Below are 20104 nucleotides of genomic sequence, written 5' to 3'. Positions count from 1 at the left end.
ATGTTAGATATAGGGGATTTTCAATTGAAAAGTTTAGAAAAGAAAGATTTAGAAATTATTTTAAAGTGGAGGAATACAAAAGAAATACGTACAGCTATGTATGAAGATCATGAAATTACAATAGACGAACATTTAAAATGGTATAAAAAACTAGAAATGGATGATACAAAGATTGCAAGATTATTAATATATAAAGAAAAACCAATTGGATTTGTTAATTTTACAAAAATAGACGAAATGAATCGGACTTGTTATTGGGGATTTTATATAGGTGACAAACAAAGCGTAAGACGTGCTGGAACTGTATTAGGTTTATTAGCATTAGATTTTATTTTTGAAGCAAAAGGCATACAAAAAGTGTATGCAGAAATATTAGAATTAAATCGTATTAGTTTAAACTTTCATCAGAAACTTGGGTTTGTAGAAAATGGAAGATATGTGAACCATATTTGCAAGGGTAATGAATATATCGATGTTATTAAAATGACACTGTTTTATGAGCAATGGATGGAAAGAAAAAAAGCTATAAAAAAAGAACTTGAAGGTGAAAAACATGAGTAATGTATATATCGGCGGTAGAGAGATTGGCAATAACTCGCCACCATTTATTATTGCAGAAATGTCAGGGAATCATAATCAATCATTAGGTAGAGCATTGCAAATTGTAGAAGTAGCTGCAGAGGCTGGAGCACAGGGATTTAAAATTCAAACATATACACCTGATACAATGACTTTAAATATAGAAAATGGTGATTTTTTAATTCAGGATACGAACAGCTTATGGAAAGGTAAATCACTTTATCATTTATATAAAGAAGCATATACACCATGGGAGTGGCATAAACCAATTTTTGATCGCTGTACAGAATTAGGAATGATACCATTTAGTACGCCATTTGATGAAACTGCTGTAGATTTTCTAGAGTCATTAAATGTTTCTTGTTATAAAATCGCATCTTTTGAAAATACTGATATTCCCCTCATACGTAAAGTAGCCGCAACAGGAAAACCAATAATCATTTCGACAGGTATGGCTTCAGTTGCTGAATTAGATGAAACAGTAAGGGCTGCGAGAGAAGAGGGATGTAAAGAATTAATTCTATTAAAATGTACAAGTACGTATCCTGCATCACCAAAATCTACAAACATAGCTACCATACCTCATATGAAGGAGTTATTTAAATGTGAAATAGGTTTATCTGATCATACACTTGGAGTAGGGGTATCTGTAGCAAGTGTTGCTTTGGGGGCCACAGTAATTGAGAAACATTTAACACTCTCGAGGTCTGACGGAGGTGTAGACGCTGAATTTTCAATGGAACCTGCTGAATTTAAATTATTAGTAAGTGAAACTGAAAAAGCATGGGAATCTTTAGGTAATGTATATTATGGACCAACTAATTTAGAAAAAGACTCTTTAAAGTTTAGAAGGTCATTATATGTTGTAGAAGACATAAAAGCGGGAGAAGTATTCACGAATGAAAATATTAAAGCTATCAGACCAGGTAATGGTTTATTGCCAAAACACTTATCCAAAATTCTCGGAAAGAAAGCGAGTAAGGATATCAAAAAAGGAACACCTATTTCATGGGATTTAATTTGATAGAGTATACTGAAATACTAATAAAATTTCATTTCAAGTATATAGTAGCAAACAAGTTAGCTTACGCTAACCGACATGCATCTCCTACCTATTTGTTAGTGCTAGCACACCTTCAGGAAAAGTAAGGAGGGAGTCTTCTGACGGGAAAAGATAAATTAAAATGCCTTTTCATAAAATTGAAAAGGCATTTTAATTTATTCAGAATGATTATAAAAGAAAAGAAATTTTTAATTTAATAAATCAATTAAGTTGTGATTGTAATATAGTCGTTATAAAATTGATTCTCTCATGAAAAGTATGTTGTGTAATAACTTTTGTGTGAATTTTTTCGATCATTAATCCTTTTGAAATCGTATCATTCAAATGAAGAGATATTTTATTTAAACAATCATTAAAGCTGTTATAGGATATAATTTCATCTTTATTGAAGAAAGATGAAAGATCAGATTTTTCTTCTATAATTTGAAAGCCTTGGCAAGCGGCGATATCAAATGTACGATTATTAATGGTATTACTTTTTACTCTATTTTTATTTTTATTCTGTGGAAACATATAACTACGATGAGGATTTAATATGAGACTAGCGTTATTATAATAGAACGCAACTTCTTGAGGTTGAATCCATTCTTCTATAATCTTAATTCTCCGGTGATTTTTCCATTTTTTAATTAACTTATTTCTCCAGTTTTGACCAATAATAGTATAGTGATAAGGAGTTTTTTCCAAAAGAAACTGTATCAATTTTACTCGGGTTGGATAAGGGTATCCAATGAACAATACTTCACTTTTATATTTTGAATTTTTTAGACCAGGTCTAAATACATCTATATTAGTTGCTAATGGTAAGTGATATACATTGGTATATCCTAAACTTGTGTAATATTTAAGTGCTTCACTATCGATAGTAAATATAAAATCAAAGTTATTTAATAGAAGAAGAGAAGTGTCTATATAAAATGGGTCCTCAGTTAACCAGACAGCTAATTTAATGTTCCTTTTTTTAAAATATTGAATGGCTATTTGCGGTAGATGATTACCTAATAAGGTGAAAACAATATCAGGATGAAACGTTGTTGTAATGAAATCTAATTGCTCTATTAATTCACTCGGCTGTACTGCTAACCATTCGAAATTTTGATTGATAAGTGTTCTCTGTATGCTTTGATCTAGATATTGATAGATTTTTGAGTAACCAGAAGTAATGTATAAGAGTTTCATATTTCAATCCCTGCTTTAGGTATAAAATATATTATGAGCTAAACGTAACACTTTCTATTTCTTTACAACTGATCTTAGTAATACTTATAGTAGGAGGAGTAAGTGAATTTTCCTCTTCTAATGTGACGATACAAGTATTAGGGTTAAAATTTGTAAAAATAGCAGGTCCAATAATATTTCCAGATTTACCAGTCACAGTAACGACTTCGCCTGGTTGTAAATTTTTAAAAATACTACATACTCCACCTGAACAACGAAATAAATTACATAAGAACAAATTTGTCCCTCCTTTAAACAATATATTGTATCATATGAAAGTATGTAGAAGGATGTGTAGACAAGTAACCCTTAGAAGGGGAAAAAATTAAATTAAAGAAAATTATTGAAGTGATAGATAAAATAGAATAATACATTTGTGATTATTCTGATTAGATTTTTTCATAAAAAAGACATTCATTAGAATGTCTTTTTTATAGATTGAACTAGAACCATTTAAATCATCTTAAGGTGTGGTTAAAGTAACGCTTTCTATATCTTCACAACTTATGAATATGGTATTGGTTGAAGAGGGGGTCAGCACATCTTCTTCTACCAATACCACCGCACAAAGATTTGGAAAGAACAGTGAAAAAGTAGCAGGTCCAATAATTTGACCTGATCTAGTAGTAACTGTAACAACTGTACCTGTTGGCCACGAAGAGAATAAAAAACAAGCTAAACCTGTACAATTTGCCATATTAAATCCTCCTAACTCTAATTTCAAATAATGTAGTAAATTACAAACATCTTATAGTGTATGTGGTAGCAGTATAAAGTGCTTGGATATTCGTTCATGATCAACAGGATCACTGTGAAATGCTACTATACACACGTTTAAAAGATAAAAATGGTAAGGAGGTTTATGAAGGAGATATTGTATGATTTAGTAATCAGTTATTCAAAGTTCCAAATGATATGGATCGGAATTATGGGGTGGGAGATAACGAGTATATCGAGCTATGCTATATGGTATTTGATTAGGATGAGATAGAAGGCTTAAGTTTTTGGTAGCATTTATGGGAATCCAGAGTAACTAGAAAACTAAATAAAATTCTTATTTGCACGACACGTTTCCTTATAAGTGTGCAAATACGAAATAGGAGGGTTATTAATTTGATGACAACAACTGTTTGACTGAAGGTAGGAATGGAAACCGCCAGGTTGAGCTTAAACTACTTATCTAATACTCCTACATGCAAGGCATGATAATAGTCACAAATTGTATGAAGCTAGGTGAAGTTAGCTGAACAAAACCTAAGTGAGAAATCATATGGTAATGGATAGGTCGGGATGCTACAAAATATCTATGGTGAGAATGTACGGCTCTAAAGGATTAATACATTAGAAATGTGTATGTCGTTAATGACGATGTTATCTACCGAAAAGTAAGAGTAAATGATATGAAATTCGGAACATCTAACGATGAGGATGTAAAGATAACAGGCTTACAGCAAGCACCTAAGGATATATGTATAGCTAAGTCAATCGGAACGTGGTAAGCAAGAAAATGTCACCAAAGCCTACTAGAAGACAGGTGCATATACGGTTCTAACGAACCGAAATTGATTTGTTCTTGTGAAGGTGGGGACACGTATCAACGAAGCATGTAACAAATGTGGAGGGATAGTCCCTAGTCTTATTCGTTGAAAACTAAATCAACTATATGTAACTCACAGGATCGAGTAAGATGATGGGACCTTTCGTAAGAAAAGGGAATGAATACATCGGTGAGTACAATATTGTTCGTAATCTAGTTGCTCTAGTATAAAAGGATAAGATGGGACGCTGTATGCAATGAAAGTCGCGCGGACAGTGTTAAGCCGGGGAAAAGATGGAGATAACTTCAAATTTATATATCGCAACGATATCTAAATTGTATATGTAGAAAGGAGCACCTAATTAAAGCGCTCCTTAGGAGATTGATTATAAATGTCTGTTCATTAACTATTATTATGTTTATTTTATCAAATGGTGAAAAACTTGGACAAAAACTTCATTTTGCACACCAAAGCAGCTAGTTAATAAAACTAACTGCTCGTTGTACAAAAGAAACGCTATGCTTACAGGAATAGTTTGTAACTTTAAGTTGCAGAAATAGTATCAACAGGGTTAAAAATATTATTCGGAAATGAAAGGTAGCTAAACAAAAACTTTATTTTAAAGCTGCACTTCGGTGATGACTTTTGTATTATTTATATAGCTATACAAATTGTTAATGATTAGTAGACATGTTACCTAGCAGGAATGTAATAGAATTAGACTTTAAAGAGCTTCTAAAAAGGATGAAAAGAAAGGGGAATCCAGTAATTCTCACTCTTTTTTCTTAAATGCTAAATATGAAACGGTTGTTTCCTTTTATCATGAATTTTACATTGGATTCGTTGGGGAAGATTAGGTAGATAAAGGATATGGGGGATGAATGGATAGATAAACAAAATGAAAGAGAATTGTAAGAATTACAGGGATTGTTAAGGGGTTATTAGGTAATAAATTTTAAAGTACTTAAGAGTGGGAAGATGTGTATCAATCGTTACTTAAAAAGTAAAAGATTAGTTATTAAATAGGGAGAAGTGTCTAAGTTACTTGTATAGATGAAATAATGGAGCATATGAAATTAAAGCATAATGAAACATGTTGAAATAAATAGAAGGGGATCTTTAGGTAGGCTAAGTAAAGAAATAAGGCATACTGAGAAAGTGGCTATTGAATGCCAAGAAGTTAAAGTGTGAAAGGTAGCACTTATGTAAGAATATCTATTACTAATTTACTCTATAAAAAAAAGCAGCTGCACAAAAGTACAGCTAGTTTTCTTTACAAATTTATATGGCTTTAATGACGAATTGAGATTGAGGTATATATAGTAATTGAGCTGTTAAGGAAGTTGTTGTATTAGCAAAGGGGTATGCTTCCTTATAAAGAAAATTACTATACACTATTTCATTCATTTCATAGGTCGTACACAGTTTTTTTAGGATTTTTTGAGAAATTTTATTTGTACAAGCAGCAATAAAATCAAAATCTCTTTTACTTATTTCTTGAATGGCATGTGAAAGCAGGGTAGTGACTATACCACTTCCCATCCAATCTGGATGACAAGCGCCCATATCTAGATAGACCAATTTTTCTTTATCTAAATGAGAAAACTCAATAGATTCTGTCTCTAATGTATCTAAAAGTTGAAAAATAGGTTCCATTTGCGGGCATAGTTCAATCGCTTTCTCTGTATCTATTAGTGGCTGGGTTACTTTTTTGGTTAAAAGAACTCCAACAATTTGAAAATTTTCTATTGCTACAAATGACATAGCTTGAGATACAGCTTGTTTCATCATTTCTTCGCACATTTTGTGAAAAGAAGCAAAAGGAATTTGTAAACTGCTTACAAGAGGTTCATTATTCACAAAGGAATGTGCAAGTAAATGTGCTGCATCCTTCACGTGGTGTGTATCAAGTAGCTCTATATTCATATGTTTTTCCTCTTTCCTGATATAGTGAATAGTAATTAAAAGGATTAAAAATTTTATTTCATTTAGTTAAGTTTAACTATTAAAGCGCTAACAAATATGGTTATGAAACATATGAATGAATCTGTTTAGTAGCAATCGAAATATGTTCATAAAGAAATTCTACGATCTCATCTATACATTCAACAGTTGTATATGGAGAGATAGAAAAGAATTTTAATGTAGAAATCGGATTTCTATCATAACTGTTTATTACATCTACTACACAAGAACGAGTTGTATCACCAAAAAATACTTGATCGCGATTTTTTCCTAGGTAATTAAATAGTTCTATATTTAATCGGTTTGTATCCTCAATTTCTTCCTTTGTTGCAAGGCCTATTCGTTCTTTTCCCCAATTTTCTTGGCCATCTCCATTCAGATAGAAACGGAAAGTTGTAATTGGTCCATATGTAAAATCATTTGTGATTGCGACTTGGGGTAGGGCCTTGCGCAACTTCTCTCTAAATAATAGATTTACACGAATATAATTTGCTAATAATTTTTGATATCCTTCAATTCCAAAGGCTAATAGATTGATATACATGGGAATAGCGCTACCAGCTCGTGAACATTCTAAGGTATAGCCTGTATGATAACTCCCATATGATCTATTACCAAGATAAGGTGTATCATCTTGTTCAATGTCCATCAGTTGTAAAGCAGTATGATTTTTTACGATTAAAATACTTGAAGCGTAAGGTGTTTGTCCTAATTTATGAAAATCAAAACATACACTATCTGCAAGGGACATATATTGCATTTTATCTTGTACGTATTGTAAGGCATTTTTCACATTAGGTTCAAATGAGAGTGAATTTTCTTCAAAACTATAATTATTAAAGAAACTATAGAATCCGCCCATTGCAGAATCTGCATGGATATAAATAGGTTTTAATTTATATTTTTTTTGTATTGCTTCAGCGCTCTCTTTAATTTTTTTTATATCATCAATGGTAAAAGTATCTGTTGACCCCATAGTAGCTAGAATATAAAGGGGGATACCACCATTATTAATAACTTGTATTATCTTTGCCTCTAAATCATCTATATCCATAGAATTTGAATAAGGATCAGTTTTCACTTTAATTAAGTGATTTGATCCAATGCCAGTTGCTTCAGCTGACTTTAATAAACTATAATGTGCATTCTCAGAAGCAAAGCAATATACATTTTGTGGAGCACCATATTCTTTTGCTGATAGGAATTGTTTAGAAATTGCTAAGCGCAAGCTCGAAAATACACAACCTTGTCCACCCCATGTTGTATAACCGCCGCTATTATGCGGATTATAACCAATCAGTTTTGAAAGCATGGATACAACTTTTACTTCTGCTTCTGCTGCCCCTGGGCCATAGACATCCCAAACACCATTACCATTTAAAAGAGCCATGGTTAGTTGACCCAATAATGACGGAATACTTGGTAGTGGTACGGCGTTCGATAAGTAGTATTTATTTGGATAAGGATGGCCATTCATAAATTGGTTTAGCTCTTCTATAACCTCAGACATAGTGATTCCAGCTAGTGGAATATGACTTTGGTGAATTAAGCCATTGTAGTATCCTTCTGATTTTTCCTCACATTTACCTAAAGTAGCTCGCTCTTCATTTTTTAATTGGTCAAGATTTTTAATTATTTTCTGCATAGATTCTAATAAAAGTTGTTGTTTTTCTTCATTTCCGTCAACGCTCGGAAATAGTTTTAAAATATCTTGCATGCAGTCACTTCTCCTTGTGAAAAACTGGATTTTTATTTTACTTGGTTAAACATAAGGGTATAATAATTTGTAATTGCCCTTTTGAATACTTAGAAATGAGGAGCTATTTAGAAAAAAATGTAATTCCATAGAAGATTATATGAATTATGGAATTTAAAGTAAAGAAAAATTTTTTGATTTATTTTAAAAAAAGTAATTGTGAGATAATGAAGTTTCTAAAAATATTTCTGAATTAATTGTTTATTCGGTTTGCATGTTGCCTTAGCATGTATTCAACTAGTGTAGTAGATATTTTAATATAATGTAGAACGTACTATAAGGTAGTTGAATAAAAGGGTTCAACTACCTTATAAACTGTAGATATTGTTGGGAAAAGATAAAAAATAGGGTGGAAGTGCTAAAGATATGTTCTAGTGGAGAAGAAGAAGTAGTATGGATTTGGTAGAAAAATCAGCATAATTTTTTATGGAAGAATAATTATTTGATCAAAGTTGTTTAATGAATTCAATTTCATTATCTAATAATAATGGACGAGTTAAGTGGGAAGAGTTCTCTTCAACCTGGGTAGAATTTTTTGCACCAGGAATAGCAACTGAAACTGCTGGGTGACTTAAAACATAACGTAAAGCAACTTGCGCTAAACTTCGATTTGAACGTACAAGTGAACATAATTTCTCTACTGTGTTTAAGCTATCTTTAAACCACTTTTCTTTTGGCCAATCTTTTCTTAAATCATCGTCTGGAAATTGAGTTTCATGATTAAATTTCCCAGTTAAAATTCCCATCTTAAGTGGACCTCTTATCACAGCACCTAAATTATGTTTTTCAATATAAGGAAGGATGTCTTTTTCAGGTTCTTTATTCAAAATACTATAATCAAATTGTACGACATCTAAATCATTATCTTGATTAAAATGTTTTATATAATCTAAATCATTAGTAGAAACACCAACTGCTCTCACTTTGCCAGATTTTTTTAAGGTTTGGAAAGCTTGTAGAAAGGCTTCTGTTTCTTCATGTTTATCCCACCAAATATGACAAAAGTACACATCTATATAATCCGTTTTAAGCCGCAGTAAACTAGCCTCAAACGCATCAATGATCTTTTGAGGATCTCCATAAACAGCTGGTTGATTTGGGTCATAATGATGACCAATTAATCCACCTTTTGTAGAAAGAATGATATCCTGCCTGCGATTATTTATGGCTTTTGCGACTAGCGTTTCACTATGACCTAGTCCATAAACATCAGCAGTGTCAATAAAATTGACCCCTAGGTCAATTGCTTTCTCAATTGCATCAAGTGATTCATTATCTTTTACTGCTCCCCATTCATCTCCACCAATTGCCCAAGAACCGAATCCTATCTCTGAAACTATTAATCCCGTGTTACCTAATAATCTATATTCCATTATGTACGGACTCCTCCTTTACAGTTTATGTTATTAGAAGTATATATAGTGACCAGTTGGAATATTCTTGAATTTGTTTTCGGAGAATAAATTAGGTATTTTACTTTAATAAATATATGCAAGAATACTGTATAAAAAGAAATTAGAATTATTAGTGAAATGGTTTTTTATGCTTAAATTGAATAAAAGTATGAATTGATACAGTATAAATATGAGTTTTATTCATAATTTTAATAACTATGCAATAAGTGAAATAAATGTTGAATTTAGTCGGAAAATATAGATTTACAAATTGCAGAATATGTACATATAGTTGTAACTGTAAATATTATCCGTTTTTAAATATTTATAAAAGGAGAAATTCATATGAAAGAAATACAAAAGAAATATGAAATTGTAGAAGAATTGGATGTAACAGTAGGCCAAGAAGCATTATGGATAGCTCATCAAATGGAAATAGAAAAAGGAATGAACAATGAACCGATTATAATAAAGTTAAAAGGAAATCTTCAAATAGAGGTTTTAAAGAAAACGCTTACTACGATAGTGCAATCACATCCTGCGCTACGTACAATATTTAAGAAGAGGGATGAAAAAATAAAACAATTAATTCAAAAGAATGTAGAATTTGATATACCAATTAAGGATTTAACTGCTTTTAAAAACACAGAACAAAAATCTATTTTTAAAAATTTCTTAGAATCTATAGTGAATGAGAAATTTAGTTTAGAAGAGGGGCCTTTGTTTAAATTCCACATCATTAAATTCAGTGAAGATACATTTATTTTACATTTAATGTTTCATCACATTATTTACGATGGATGGAGTTTAGGAGTTTTCATCCGACAATTATCCAATACTTATGGTGAATTACTTCAAGGGAAGTCGAATGTAGAATTTGAATCTCCTTATAAGAACCTCGTAAAGCATGAGGAGAGTTTTATTGATAGTGCAATATATAAAGAGGGATCATCGTATTGGAAAGATTATTTACAAGGTGAATTAACTCCTACAGAGTTTCCTATTAATTTTAATAAAATAAATGAAAAGAGATATACAGATAAAAATATAAGCAAGAATATTAATTCGGATCTATTTTATCAAATACAATGTTTTGCTAAAAAAAATAATATAAGTATTTATCGAGTAATGTTAAGTACTTATTGTACATTACTTCATCAAATGACAAATGCTGAAGAGATAATTGTTGGTATTCCAATTAATACTAGACCACATACAGAAGAACGAGATACTTTTGGCTACTTTGTTAATACAGTACCTATACGTATAACAATAGAAAAGGGAGAAACATTTAAGGGGATACTTAATAAAGTTAATAAATCTATTCATCTAGCTATTACGTATAAACATAATCCTTATTCACATATAGTAAAAGATTTAAATCTAAATACAAATACAAATCATAATATGGTATATTCCACAGCATTTAATACGATGAAGATACCGGAATTAAAAATTCCTGATATTGAGTCAAGAGTTTTAACAGATTGTAAAAGAGTAAATCCTTTTAATATGACCTGGAGAATAATGAGATATGAAGGGGAAACAGAGAATAAAATTGAGGTTGACTATAACTCAGCATTATATAAACCAGAGAGTATTAGTAATTTAGTCGAAAGATATATATATTTGTTACAAAAACTAATGAAGAATGTGAACGAACCTATCCATTCATTGGATTTACTTTTAGAGAAAGATCATCGTCTATACAAAGAAATGAACTCAAATGCCCTTACATATCCTAATTCAAAAACACTAGATCAATTAGTTGATTTACAAGCATTAAAATCGCCAAATCAAATAGCGATTTCAATGGGGGATAAATCCATTACCTATTATCAATTGCAGCAAAGGTCCAATCAAATTGCGAATTATTTACGTGAAAATGATATAAAAAAGGGACAACGTGTAAGTATTATTATGGTCAGAGAGATTGATACCATTGTATGGATTGTAGGGGTCCTAAAATCAGGTGGAGTTTATGTACCAATTGATCCAAAGTTTCCTGAAAAAAGAATAGAATACATCTTAAAAGATAGCGAAAGTCAAATGATTATTACGAAGAAAGAATACAGGGGATTGGTTGAAAGTTTTGCGATTCATACAATTTATCTAGAAGATTTTTATTACGCTAATTCTAAAGAAAATATTGCGCCTACACATACCATAGAAGATGCAGCTTATATTATCTACACGTCAGGTTCAACAGGTTTGCCAAAAGGAGTCGTTGTACCACATAAAGGAGTTATTAATTTATCATATTCAGTAATTAATACATTTCATTTAGGAAAAGAAGATGTGTTTTTACAATTTGCAACAATCATTTTTGACGCCTCCATTATGGAAATATTTCCGATTTTGCTATGTGGAGGGAGAATGCATTTAATTTCTGAAATCGAAAAACGTTCAACAGAGGAATTTATAAATGTAATTCAAAAGAATGGTATTACAAATGTGGTTTTACCAACTGCGTTTTTTAAATTAATAGCTGATATGCCAAAAGAAATGTTACTTAAATTAAATTCTGTAAAACGTGTATTTGTAGGAGGGGAAACTTTACCTGCTGAATCAGTTCGTAAATGGCAAAGTAAATTAGGGTTAAAGATTCCAGTTCTTAATGCATATGGTCCTACTGAAACTACTGTATGTGCAACCATGTATGAAGTAAATGGTGAGATACAAAAAGAAATCTCTAATATCCCAATAGGTAAACCAATTGCTAATAGTGAAGTTTTCGTGGTTAGTCCGTTCAATACATTATGTCCGTCAGGTGTAGTAGGTGAGTTATTTATTGGCGGTGATGGAGTTGCCAGCGGATATTTAAATCAAAAGGAAAAAACAAAAGAGGCGTTTATTTCTTTCGATAAATCCTATAATCATGATAAAAAGATGTACTGTACTGGAGATTTAGTACGTCTCTTACCGAATGGAAATTTAGAATTTATCGGAAGGAAAGATAATCAAGTAAAAATACGTGGGTATCGAATTGAGCTTGATGAAATCGAAGGAACATTATTTAAACATTTAGAAGTGAGAGATGCTGTAGTATTCACTTACCAAAACGATAAAATCGTTAGTTTTTATTTATCAAAAGACAATCGAGAACTAAAACAAGAGGAATTAAAAACATTCTTAAGTGAAAGTTTACCAGATTTTATGATGCCCAATTATATATTTCATCTTAAAAGTTTTCCTTTATCACCAAGTGGGAAACTTGATAGAAAAAAATTAGAATTACAAATCCCATCTTTACTTGAAAACATGCAAAAGCAATATGTACCACCGATAAGTGAAACGGAAAAAAGGTTGGCAAAAACATGGGCAGAGATTTTAAATTTGGGGAAATATAGAATCAGCAGAGAGGATGACTTTTTTAAACTTGGGGGACATTCATTAATTGCTGTGCAAGTGTTAAATCAAGTTCAAAAAGAGTTTCATCTGAAAATTGAAATTAGAGATATTTTTGAGCATACAACGATTGCTAGTCTATCTGCTTACATCGATAAATTAATGGCAGTAAATCATGATAGGGAAGAACAGGAGACGCAAGTATTAAAGGTTGCAGATAAGGAAAGTTATCAGTTATCAAGTGCTCAAAAAAGAATCTGGTTTTTAAATAAGTATAACGCCATTAATAGAGTATATGATACACCACTACACATATATATTGAGCCGAGTTTAAAAAAGGATATTTTACAAGACACCATAAGATATTTAGTTGAACGACACGAGATGCTACGAACAGTGTTTATTGAAAGAAATGGAGAGCCTAGACAAGTCATTTTAAACTCAATAGCGATTGACCTGATTCATGATGAGATTGAACATATGTCTAAAAAAGAACAACAAGAATATATACGTACAACAATAAATCAAACGGATCATACACCATTTGATTTAGAAAAGGGCCCTCTTTTTAGGATTAGAATTTTTAATCTGAATAAGAAAAAGTCTTATTTATATATTAATTTACATCACATTATTACAGATGAGTGGAGTGTAAGGAATTTATTAGATGAATTAATGAAGGTATATAGTGCCTTTGCTAAACGTAGAAATCCTGAGTTGCCAACTATTTCTAATCGATATGTAGATTATGCAGAGTGGGAACAAGCACAATTAAATTTAGGTCGATGGGATACAGAAAAATCTTATTGGATGGCCGAACTTGCAGCACCTCTTCCTATATTAAATCTTCCTTTAGATTTTAGTAGGAATCGTCAAAGTACAAATAAAGGTACAGTATTTGAAATGAAGTTAGATAATGAAATGAAAGAGTCTTTGAAACAAGTATGTGAACAAGAGAATGTTTCTATGTATATGCTATTTTTGGCAGCGTATATTCAATTGTTACATTATCTAACGGATCAAAAAGATATTATTGTAGGTACACCGGTTGTTGGAAGGAATCATCAAGAATTTGAAAAAATACAAGGGTTTTTTGTAAATACCTTAGCGATCAGAACACAATTGAATGATGTGAAAAATTTAACACAGCTATTAAAAGTAGTGAGAGAGAAATGTTTGAATTCATTCCAAAACCAATCGTACCCATTTGATAAAGTAATTGAGCAAATAAATCCTGATAGAAGCTTTGGGAATAACCCGATCTTTTCTACTATGTTTAGTTATCAGAAAAATATTCTGCAGCAACATGATGGGTACAAGCTTCAATTGTTACCTAATAAACAAGATATTAGCAAGTTTGACATTTCTTTAGCTGTTGAAGAAGGATTAGATTATGTAGGGATTTCATTTGAGTATGATATTAATCTTTTCAAGGAAGAGTCAATTAACAAGTTTACTCAAAATTTACTAAATATACTGGACGCATTTATTCATCAACGAACAGTAACATATGAGGATCTTTCATTTCTATCACGGGAAGAAGAATCTCTTTATAAAAAGGTAAATCATACAGAAAGACCCTATCCTTATTTTCAAAATATACAAGAGCAATTCTATATGCAAGTAGATAGACAACCCGATCGGATTGCTATAGCGACTGCAACGGAATCTTTCACATATAGACAATTAAATATGAGCTCTAATCAAGTAGCTCAACATTTACTCGAAAAGGGTATAAAAAGAGGTGATAAGATAGCCATATTTTTAGATAGAAGTATGAATAGTATCGTTTCTATGCTTGGAATATTAAAAGCCGGTGCTGCTTATATACCAATCGATGTAAAATACCCTGAGGATAGAATAAATTATATAATTCGTGACAGTGAGGCATGTAGAATTATAACGAATAACAAATATAATAGTCATTTGAATGTAAGTGATTATAAGGTTTCAATAGTAGAGGATATATATCGTACGACTATAAATGATGATGTGAAAATTTTAAATAAACCAGATGACTTGGCATATGTAATTTATACTTCAGGATCAACAGGAAAACCAAAAGGTACATTATTAACGCATAAAGGAGTATTAAATTTAGTTGAATGGAGAAATGAAGTATTTCAGATTTCTCCAAATGATAAAGTAACACAATTTTATTCCCATAGTTTTGATTCTTCTGTATCGGAAATTTTTTCTACCTTGTTAAATGGGGCGGAACTATATTTATTAAGTGATGAACAGCGCTATTCAACTATCGCATATGCTCAGGCCATTCAAGAAACACAAGCAACTATTTCTGACTTACCAACAGTATTTTTCAATGAATTATCGACTTCATTAACTAAACTGGATAGTGAAAAGATACGTTCTTTAAGATTTATAATAATGGGAGGGGAAGCTGCATCAACAAATGCCATTAGAAGTTGGCAAAATACTTTTAAAAACCAAGTACAGCTGGTAAATGAGTATGGCCCTACTGAAGCAACCGTTTCAGCAATGTATTATTTCATACCAGTTTTAGAAGGCGACAATAATCTTTTAGGAAGCATACCAATTGGTATTCCTATTTCTAATACAAAGGTTCATATATTGAATTCATATATGCAACATTGTCCGGTAGGGGCTATGGGTGAATTATATATTGAAAGTTTAGGATTGGCTCAAGGGTATTGGAAGCAGGAAGAAAAAACAAAACAGGCATTTATTTCAAACCCATTTTCAGAAGACAATAGTAAAAGATTATATCGAACAGGTGATTTAGCAAGGTGGTTACCAAATGGAAATATAGAATTTATGGGAAGAAAAGATAAGCAGGTTAAAATTAGAGGGCACAGAATTGAATTAGGAGAAATAGAAGATGCAATGTTACAACTTGAGGGGATAAGTCAGGCTGTGGTAACACAAACGAAAGATGGAATGTTACTGCAAGTTTATTATAAAACAGTGGACGGTATAGGGATAGAGAAAAGTAAGTTAGCTTTACATTTATCAAATGTATTGCCAGAATATATGGTCCCTAAATATTACTCTCATGTGTTAGAAATACCAATAACGGCGAACGGTAAAATTGATTTTGAAAAACTGCCAAAAATAGAGTTTGATCATAAGCAAAAAGATGAGTGTAAACTTAAACCTCAAACTAAAGTGCAAAAAAATATTGCAAAGGTATGGTCTGAAGTTCTAAACATAAAATCTATAGGTTTAAAAGATGATTTCTTTAATTTGGGTGGACATTCTTTAAAAGTTATGCCGGCGTTAGTCAAATTAAAACCGTTATACCCTAACTTGAAAATTCAAGATTTCTTTAAGTATAGAACAATAGAAAAATTAGCCTCTCATATTGAAGAGATGGAAGGCATGTCGTCCAAGAAAGAGAAAAATATGAATGTAGCATGTATGGAAAATGAAACGAAAACGACTCCTGTTTATGAAACAACTAAATTAGAAGAATGTGAGTTAGATATGGTGAATTATCCAAAAGCAGTTTTTCTTACAGGGGCAACAGGATATTTAGGAGCACATATTTTAGAACGATTATTACAGTTACCATCTACGACTATTTACTGTTTAGTAAGAAAAAATGAGGATCAAGTAATTGGTGCAAAGTTAAAAGAAAGAATGGAGTTTTATTTCGGTAAAGAAATTCTCCAAAAGTTGAAGGAGAGTGTAGAATTAATTGAAGGAGATTTATCTCTGATGAATCTAGGTCTAGATTCAAAGCAATTGGACCATTTAAAGAATAAGGTAGAGTCAATCATACATTGTGGTGGAGAAGTTAGACACTATGGAGAACGTGAGCATTTTCAAAAGGTAAATGTTCAGTCTACAAAATACTTATTGGAATTAGCTAAGAACACAAATGCACGTTTTCATTATATATCGACTTTAAGTGTAGTAGGTCAGGCTGAAAGCGATCCAAAAGAATTTGAATTCTTTGAGTCTAATTTTGATAGAGGACAAAATTTAGATAATCTGTATCTAGAAAGTAAGTTTCAAGGCGAGAAAATGGTCAGAGAAGCAATGGGAAAAGGAGTTCGTACCACGATATACCGTGTGGGGAATTTAGTGGGTAACTCTAAAACTGGTAAATTTCAATACAATATTAATGAAAACGCATTTTATAGATTATTAAAAGGGATATGCCTATCTAGCATAGCTCCTGATGTCAATACGTATGTAGATTTAACGCCTGTAGACTATGGAAGTTTAGCTATTACTGAATTATCTTATAAGGCCAATACAGTAAATAAAACCATGCATATTTGTAATCCAAATCAGCTTAAATGGGATCAATTTATTAATTGTTTACAAGCTTTTGGGTACGATATCCTGTTAATGAAACAAGAGAAGTATATAGAGAAGTTTTTTAATACGAATCTAACTACTGATGAACAGAAAGCTTTAGAGCTCATAATGCCTTTATTAGAATCTGTAGAAGAGCTATCAGTAGCTATACCATCTTGTTTATACACGCAAGGATATTTGAAGAACATACATTGTTTAGAGCCAAATCAAGAGTATATTAATTTGTTATTAAATTATGCTATGAGTATAGAGTATTTACCATTAATTAAAGAACCAATATTGTTGTAGTATACTCTATCAATTTTGAACAAAAAAGAACCTGTTTTCCATTGAAAACAGGTTCTTTTTCTGAAAGAGATCTACTTAGTGGTACGGAACAGATTCCTTTTCAATAGGGTTGGGAACGCACTATTGAAAATATGAATATACAATTATGCGTTTTTAAAGTAATAAAATTTGATATATAATTGAAAAGTTTTTGATAGATAGTTTTAAATTATTTTTAGAAATTTATTTATTAATATTAAAAATCGAAGGTGATACCTTGAAGTTAAATGACATTTAAAACATTGCTTAATTTATGCATTCTAGAGGGGGAGTTAAGTTGATGGAAAATGAAAACATATCAACGAAAGAAAAGATTATGAATACAATATTGGAGTTAATTAAAGATGAACGTTAGTAAAAGGTATTCATTGAAAAAACGTTTATAAAATAAACTTAATCACCTTTATAAACTGGATATTCCAATGTTTCGTATATAAACCCTTTTTGTTTGTAAAGATATACCTTTGCAAACAGATGGAGAAAAATCTCTAACCATAATAATTGTAAATATTTAACTTAATTTTATCAATAAGTATATTATGTATAAAATTATAATAATAGTTAATATTTCCTAGTTTATAGTGTACAGTAGATATGCAGGTATTATTTTAGAATTTAGAGGAGGTAACTTTAGATGAAAAAGAAAATTATGTTTACTGCACTGACTTCAACATTACTAGCTATTCCATTATTTTTAGGAGTAAATCATGAAACGAAGGTTGAAGCAAAATCTACTCTTGCGAGTGGTTTTTGTAAAAGTTCTCAAGCTACATCTTACATAAGTACATTTGTAGGTGATAAAGAAGAGTTTGAGGGCGTGAAATTTGAGGCAATAAAAGGACATCCAGATATATATTATTTACGTTCATATGAAAAAGATGGATATGCACTTCTTGAAGGTAAAAAACCAGGAAAGGGCTGTCTAAAGGTTGTTGAATCTGATGGTGAAGTGTATTACTGGGATGTACTAGTTAAAGAAAGATAAAAATTAAATTTCTATTGGGGTAGCACCACATCGCTATCAAGCTAAGCTCATACAACGTCAATTATAGCAGAGGTTGCTTCTCTTTTTCTAAAGGCTACGTGTAGGGAATTTAAAGATTTGCATACGAAATAAACCCTAATGGGTTTCATTTTTTTAATTTAAGCCGCTTGATTATCAGACATGGTACAATTGTAAACGACACCTAATATATCAAAGACTGTTTTCTTCTCATATCGATGAGATTTTGTCCCGTTTTGCTGTAGAAGGTTGAACAGGCGAATGAGAATCTTTGATAGCTCTTGGGTGTCTTTCTGTATAGCTTGGAAAAGAAGAAGAAAGTAATCTTTAATCACATATATGGCCTTATATTCACTCAGGTCTCGTTTCTTTTTCATAAGAAGTAATTGACGCATTTGAAACATGGTAGAAGAACAGAGTAGAATGGCAATCAATTGCCCATACAAATGGCATTCCAAGCGTTCTCGTTTTATCTTTTTACAATGATGAATATGAAAGAATGATTTCCACGTTTTAAATAAAATCTCGATTTGCCAACGTAAAGAATACCAATCATGTACTTGTCCCATTGGGACAATATCTGTAGGAGTATTTGTCATATATACATTGATACCGCTAAGTCGTTTACTACGAGCGGAATACTTCATTCCTTTCTTTTTTTCTCTTACGGTTTGATCTTGTAATCGTTTTTTTTGTTGTTCTTTTGTTAGTCGATGAACAATCACACGAGTTGGGACACACAGGGAACCGTAGGTTCGATCATGTTGTTTACCTGGACCTGTATGAATATGAAGGAACTGTCCACTTAATAAATCATACTCAAGTTGAATCTTTACTCCCGCTGTATGGCTGCATCCTCCTGCACCTGGATAAACGAACGAAAAGGGATCTGGAAGTTGAAATGCAGTTGAATCTAAAATACGAATACGCTTGAAAATAGAAGTATATGGAGAAGAAATTGGCATAGATGAGGTCAATTTTTGGTTTAGTAGTTCAGCTAATAGGTGTTGTAAAAATTGGACGGCTGCTTTATTAAATCGTTGATTCAGTCCCTCTGGACTGATGAGTACTTCTGTTGATGCTTCTAAACAGCTAGATAATTGAGTTAAAGAAGTAGTAGCGACATTTTGGCTCATCCATACACATAAAGCGACTAAATCTTTTGCTTGGTATTTACTGGTTCGTTGTACGAAACTGACATCCCTAGCAAAATCTCGTAAGATATTTGGAGATAAAAATTTTTGAATCTCTTGAGCAAATAGTTGTAATTCATCAGATACAGAAATAGACATACAAAAAACGCCATCCTTTCCTATGATTCTACAGAAAGATTAACATGTTTTTTCATTTTAGGAGGGAACTTTGTTTTGTTAGGTTGATATGGATGGGGCGGGACCTCCTTCTAGTTTTGGATACTCATTTGCTTTATCTATTGTAAATAATTTTGAGTCCGATAGATCTCTTACTCTTGGCGTAAAATTAAATCCTAATAAATGGGTAAATCCGAAAATCTATTCTGTGTAACCGACTGTGTTTGTATACAACAATAGTACTTTACTTGGAGTGATAGGTATGATAGGCTCGTTATTCAGAAAAGATTCCAAT

General features: G+C 31.5%; 12 protein-coding genes and 2 pseudogenes. 6 read left to right on the top strand and 8 right to left on the bottom strand.

What is annotated here, in order from left to right; genetic code table 11:
• Both pseH and pseI read left to right on the top strand, forming a co-directional pair.
• A complete protein-coding gene (gene pseH, locus CGQ22_RS21860; RefSeq protein WP_089149332.1) occupies window positions 1–561 on the top strand; it encodes a UDP-4-amino-4,6-dideoxy-N-acetyl-beta-L-altrosamine N-acetyltransferase in 561 nt (186 codons plus the stop codon).
• Window positions 554–1603 (top strand): pseudaminic acid synthase, encoded by a 1050-nt coding sequence (pseI, locus tag CGQ22_RS21855; RefSeq protein ID WP_089149331.1) that lies wholly within the window; start codon window positions 554–556, stop codon window positions 1601–1603. The genes pseH and pseI overlap by 8 nt, the downstream gene beginning before the upstream one ends.
• A 240-nt stretch (window positions 1604–1843) precedes the next feature.
• Here pseI and CGQ22_RS21850 read toward each other — a convergent pair whose 3' ends face one another.
• From CGQ22_RS21850 to CGQ22_RS21840, 3 genes are all read right to left on the bottom strand, one after another.
• Window positions 1844–2821 carry a CgeB family protein gene (locus CGQ22_RS21850; RefSeq protein WP_089149330.1) on the bottom strand — a complete coding sequence of 326 codons (978 nt, stop codon included), beginning with the start codon at window positions 2819–2821 and terminating at the stop codon, window positions 1844–1846.
• A 31-nt stretch (window positions 2822–2852) separates the two neighbouring features.
• A complete protein-coding gene (locus CGQ22_RS21845; protein WP_000477974.1) occupies window positions 2853–3098 on the bottom strand; it encodes a hypothetical protein in 246 nt (81 codons plus the stop codon).
• A 225-nt stretch (window positions 3099–3323) separates the two neighbouring features.
• Window positions 3324–3557, bottom strand: coding sequence for a hypothetical protein (locus CGQ22_RS21840; protein WP_001262468.1), 234 nt, complete (start codon window positions 3555–3557; stop codon window positions 3324–3326).
• A gap of 119 nt (window positions 3558–3676) precedes the next feature.
• Here CGQ22_RS21840 and CGQ22_RS32990 point away from each other — a divergent pair, with 119 nt between their 5' ends.
• On the top strand, window positions 3677–3742 hold the full coding sequence (locus CGQ22_RS32990) for a YopX family protein (RefSeq protein ID WP_098298235.1): 66 nt from the start codon (window positions 3677–3679) through the stop codon (window positions 3740–3742).
• Between the two features lie 1937 nt (window positions 3743–5679).
• Here CGQ22_RS32990 and CGQ22_RS21835 read toward each other — a convergent pair.
• From CGQ22_RS21835 to CGQ22_RS21825, 3 genes are all read right to left on the bottom strand, one after another.
• Entirely contained in the window at window positions 5680–6324 is a 645-nt protein-coding gene (locus tag CGQ22_RS21835) for a GNAT family N-acetyltransferase (RefSeq protein ID WP_089149329.1), read from the bottom strand.
• A gap of 100 nt (window positions 6325–6424) precedes the next feature.
• On the bottom strand, window positions 6425–8080 hold the full coding sequence (locus tag CGQ22_RS21830; RefSeq protein ID WP_089149328.1) for a pyridoxal phosphate-dependent decarboxylase family protein: 1656 nt from the start codon (window positions 8078–8080) through the stop codon (window positions 6425–6427).
• A 485-nt stretch (window positions 8081–8565) separates the two neighbouring features.
• On the bottom strand, window positions 8566–9492 hold the full coding sequence (locus tag CGQ22_RS21825) for an aldo/keto reductase (RefSeq protein WP_089149327.1): 927 nt from the start codon (window positions 9490–9492) through the stop codon (window positions 8566–8568).
• Between the two features lie 366 nt (window positions 9493–9858).
• Here CGQ22_RS21825 and CGQ22_RS21820 point away from each other — a divergent pair, with 366 nt between their 5' ends.
• From CGQ22_RS21820 to CGQ22_RS21815, 3 genes and pseudogenes are all read left to right on the top strand, one after another.
• Entirely contained in the window at window positions 9859–17457 is a 7599-nt protein-coding gene (locus CGQ22_RS21820; protein ID WP_089149326.1) for a non-ribosomal peptide synthetase, read from the top strand.
• Between the two features lie 316 nt (window positions 17458–17773).
• Window positions 17774–17845 (top strand): annotated as a pseudogene (locus CGQ22_RS32790) (TetR/AcrR family transcriptional regulator); the annotation flags it as partial.
• Between the two features lie 285 nt (window positions 17846–18130).
• The gene (locus CGQ22_RS21815) at window positions 18131–18481 is read left to right on the top strand and encodes a hypothetical protein (RefSeq protein WP_089149325.1); all 351 of its coding nucleotides are present in this window, start codon (window positions 18131–18133) and stop codon (window positions 18479–18481) included.
• 158 nt (window positions 18482–18639) lie between these two features.
• On the opposite strand, the gene CGQ22_RS21810 is transcribed toward CGQ22_RS21815, so the two are convergent.
• A complete protein-coding gene (locus CGQ22_RS21810; protein ID WP_089149324.1) occupies window positions 18640–19791 on the bottom strand; it encodes an IS4 family transposase in 1152 nt (383 codons plus the stop codon).
• Between the two features lie 108 nt (window positions 19792–19899).
• Window positions 19900–20040: pseudogene (locus CGQ22_RS31585) on the bottom strand (Tn3 family transposase); the annotation flags it as partial.
• Window positions 20041–20104: the final 64 nt, after the last annotated feature.

This window comes from Bacillus sp. M13(2017), assembly GCF_002218325.1.
Lineage (GTDB): Bacteria > Bacillota > Bacilli > Bacillales > Bacillaceae_G > Bacillus_A > Bacillus_A thuringiensis_K.
Note: the sequence above shows the minus strand (reverse complement) of the source record. Positions and strands in the feature narration are given on the sequence as shown.

Bases quoted from the DNA above. Each gene is read 5' to 3' on its own strand.
- pseH (WP_089149332.1), top strand. From the start codon at position 1: ATGTTAGATATAGGGGATTTTCAATTGAAAAGTTTAGAAAAGAAAGAT.
- pseI (WP_089149331.1), top strand. From the start codon at position 554: ATGAGTAATGTATATATCGGCGGTAGAGAGATTGGCAATAACTCGCCA.
- CGQ22_RS21850 (WP_089149330.1), bottom strand. From the start codon at position 2,821: ATGAAACTCTTATACATTACTTCTGGTTACTCAAAAATCTATCAATAT.
- CGQ22_RS21840 (WP_001262468.1), bottom strand. From the start codon at position 3,557: ATGGCAAATTGTACAGGTTTAGCTTGTTTTTTATTCTCTTCGTGGCCA.
- CGQ22_RS21835 (WP_089149329.1), bottom strand. From the start codon at position 6,324: ATGAATATAGAGCTACTTGATACACACCACGTGAAGGATGCAGCACAT.
- CGQ22_RS21830 (WP_089149328.1), bottom strand. From the start codon at position 8,080: ATGCAAGATATTTTAAAACTATTTCCGAGCGTTGACGGAAATGAAGAA.
- CGQ22_RS21825 (WP_089149327.1), bottom strand. From the start codon at position 9,492: ATGGAATATAGATTATTAGGTAACACGGGATTAATAGTTTCAGAGATA.
- CGQ22_RS21820 (WP_089149326.1), top strand. From the start codon at position 9,859: ATGAAAGAAATACAAAAGAAATATGAAATTGTAGAAGAATTGGATGTA.
- CGQ22_RS21815 (WP_089149325.1), top strand. From the start codon at position 18,131: ATGAAAAAGAAAATTATGTTTACTGCACTGACTTCAACATTACTAGCT.
- CGQ22_RS21810 (WP_089149324.1), bottom strand. From the start codon at position 19,791: ATGTCTATTTCTGTATCTGATGAATTACAACTATTTGCTCAAGAGATT.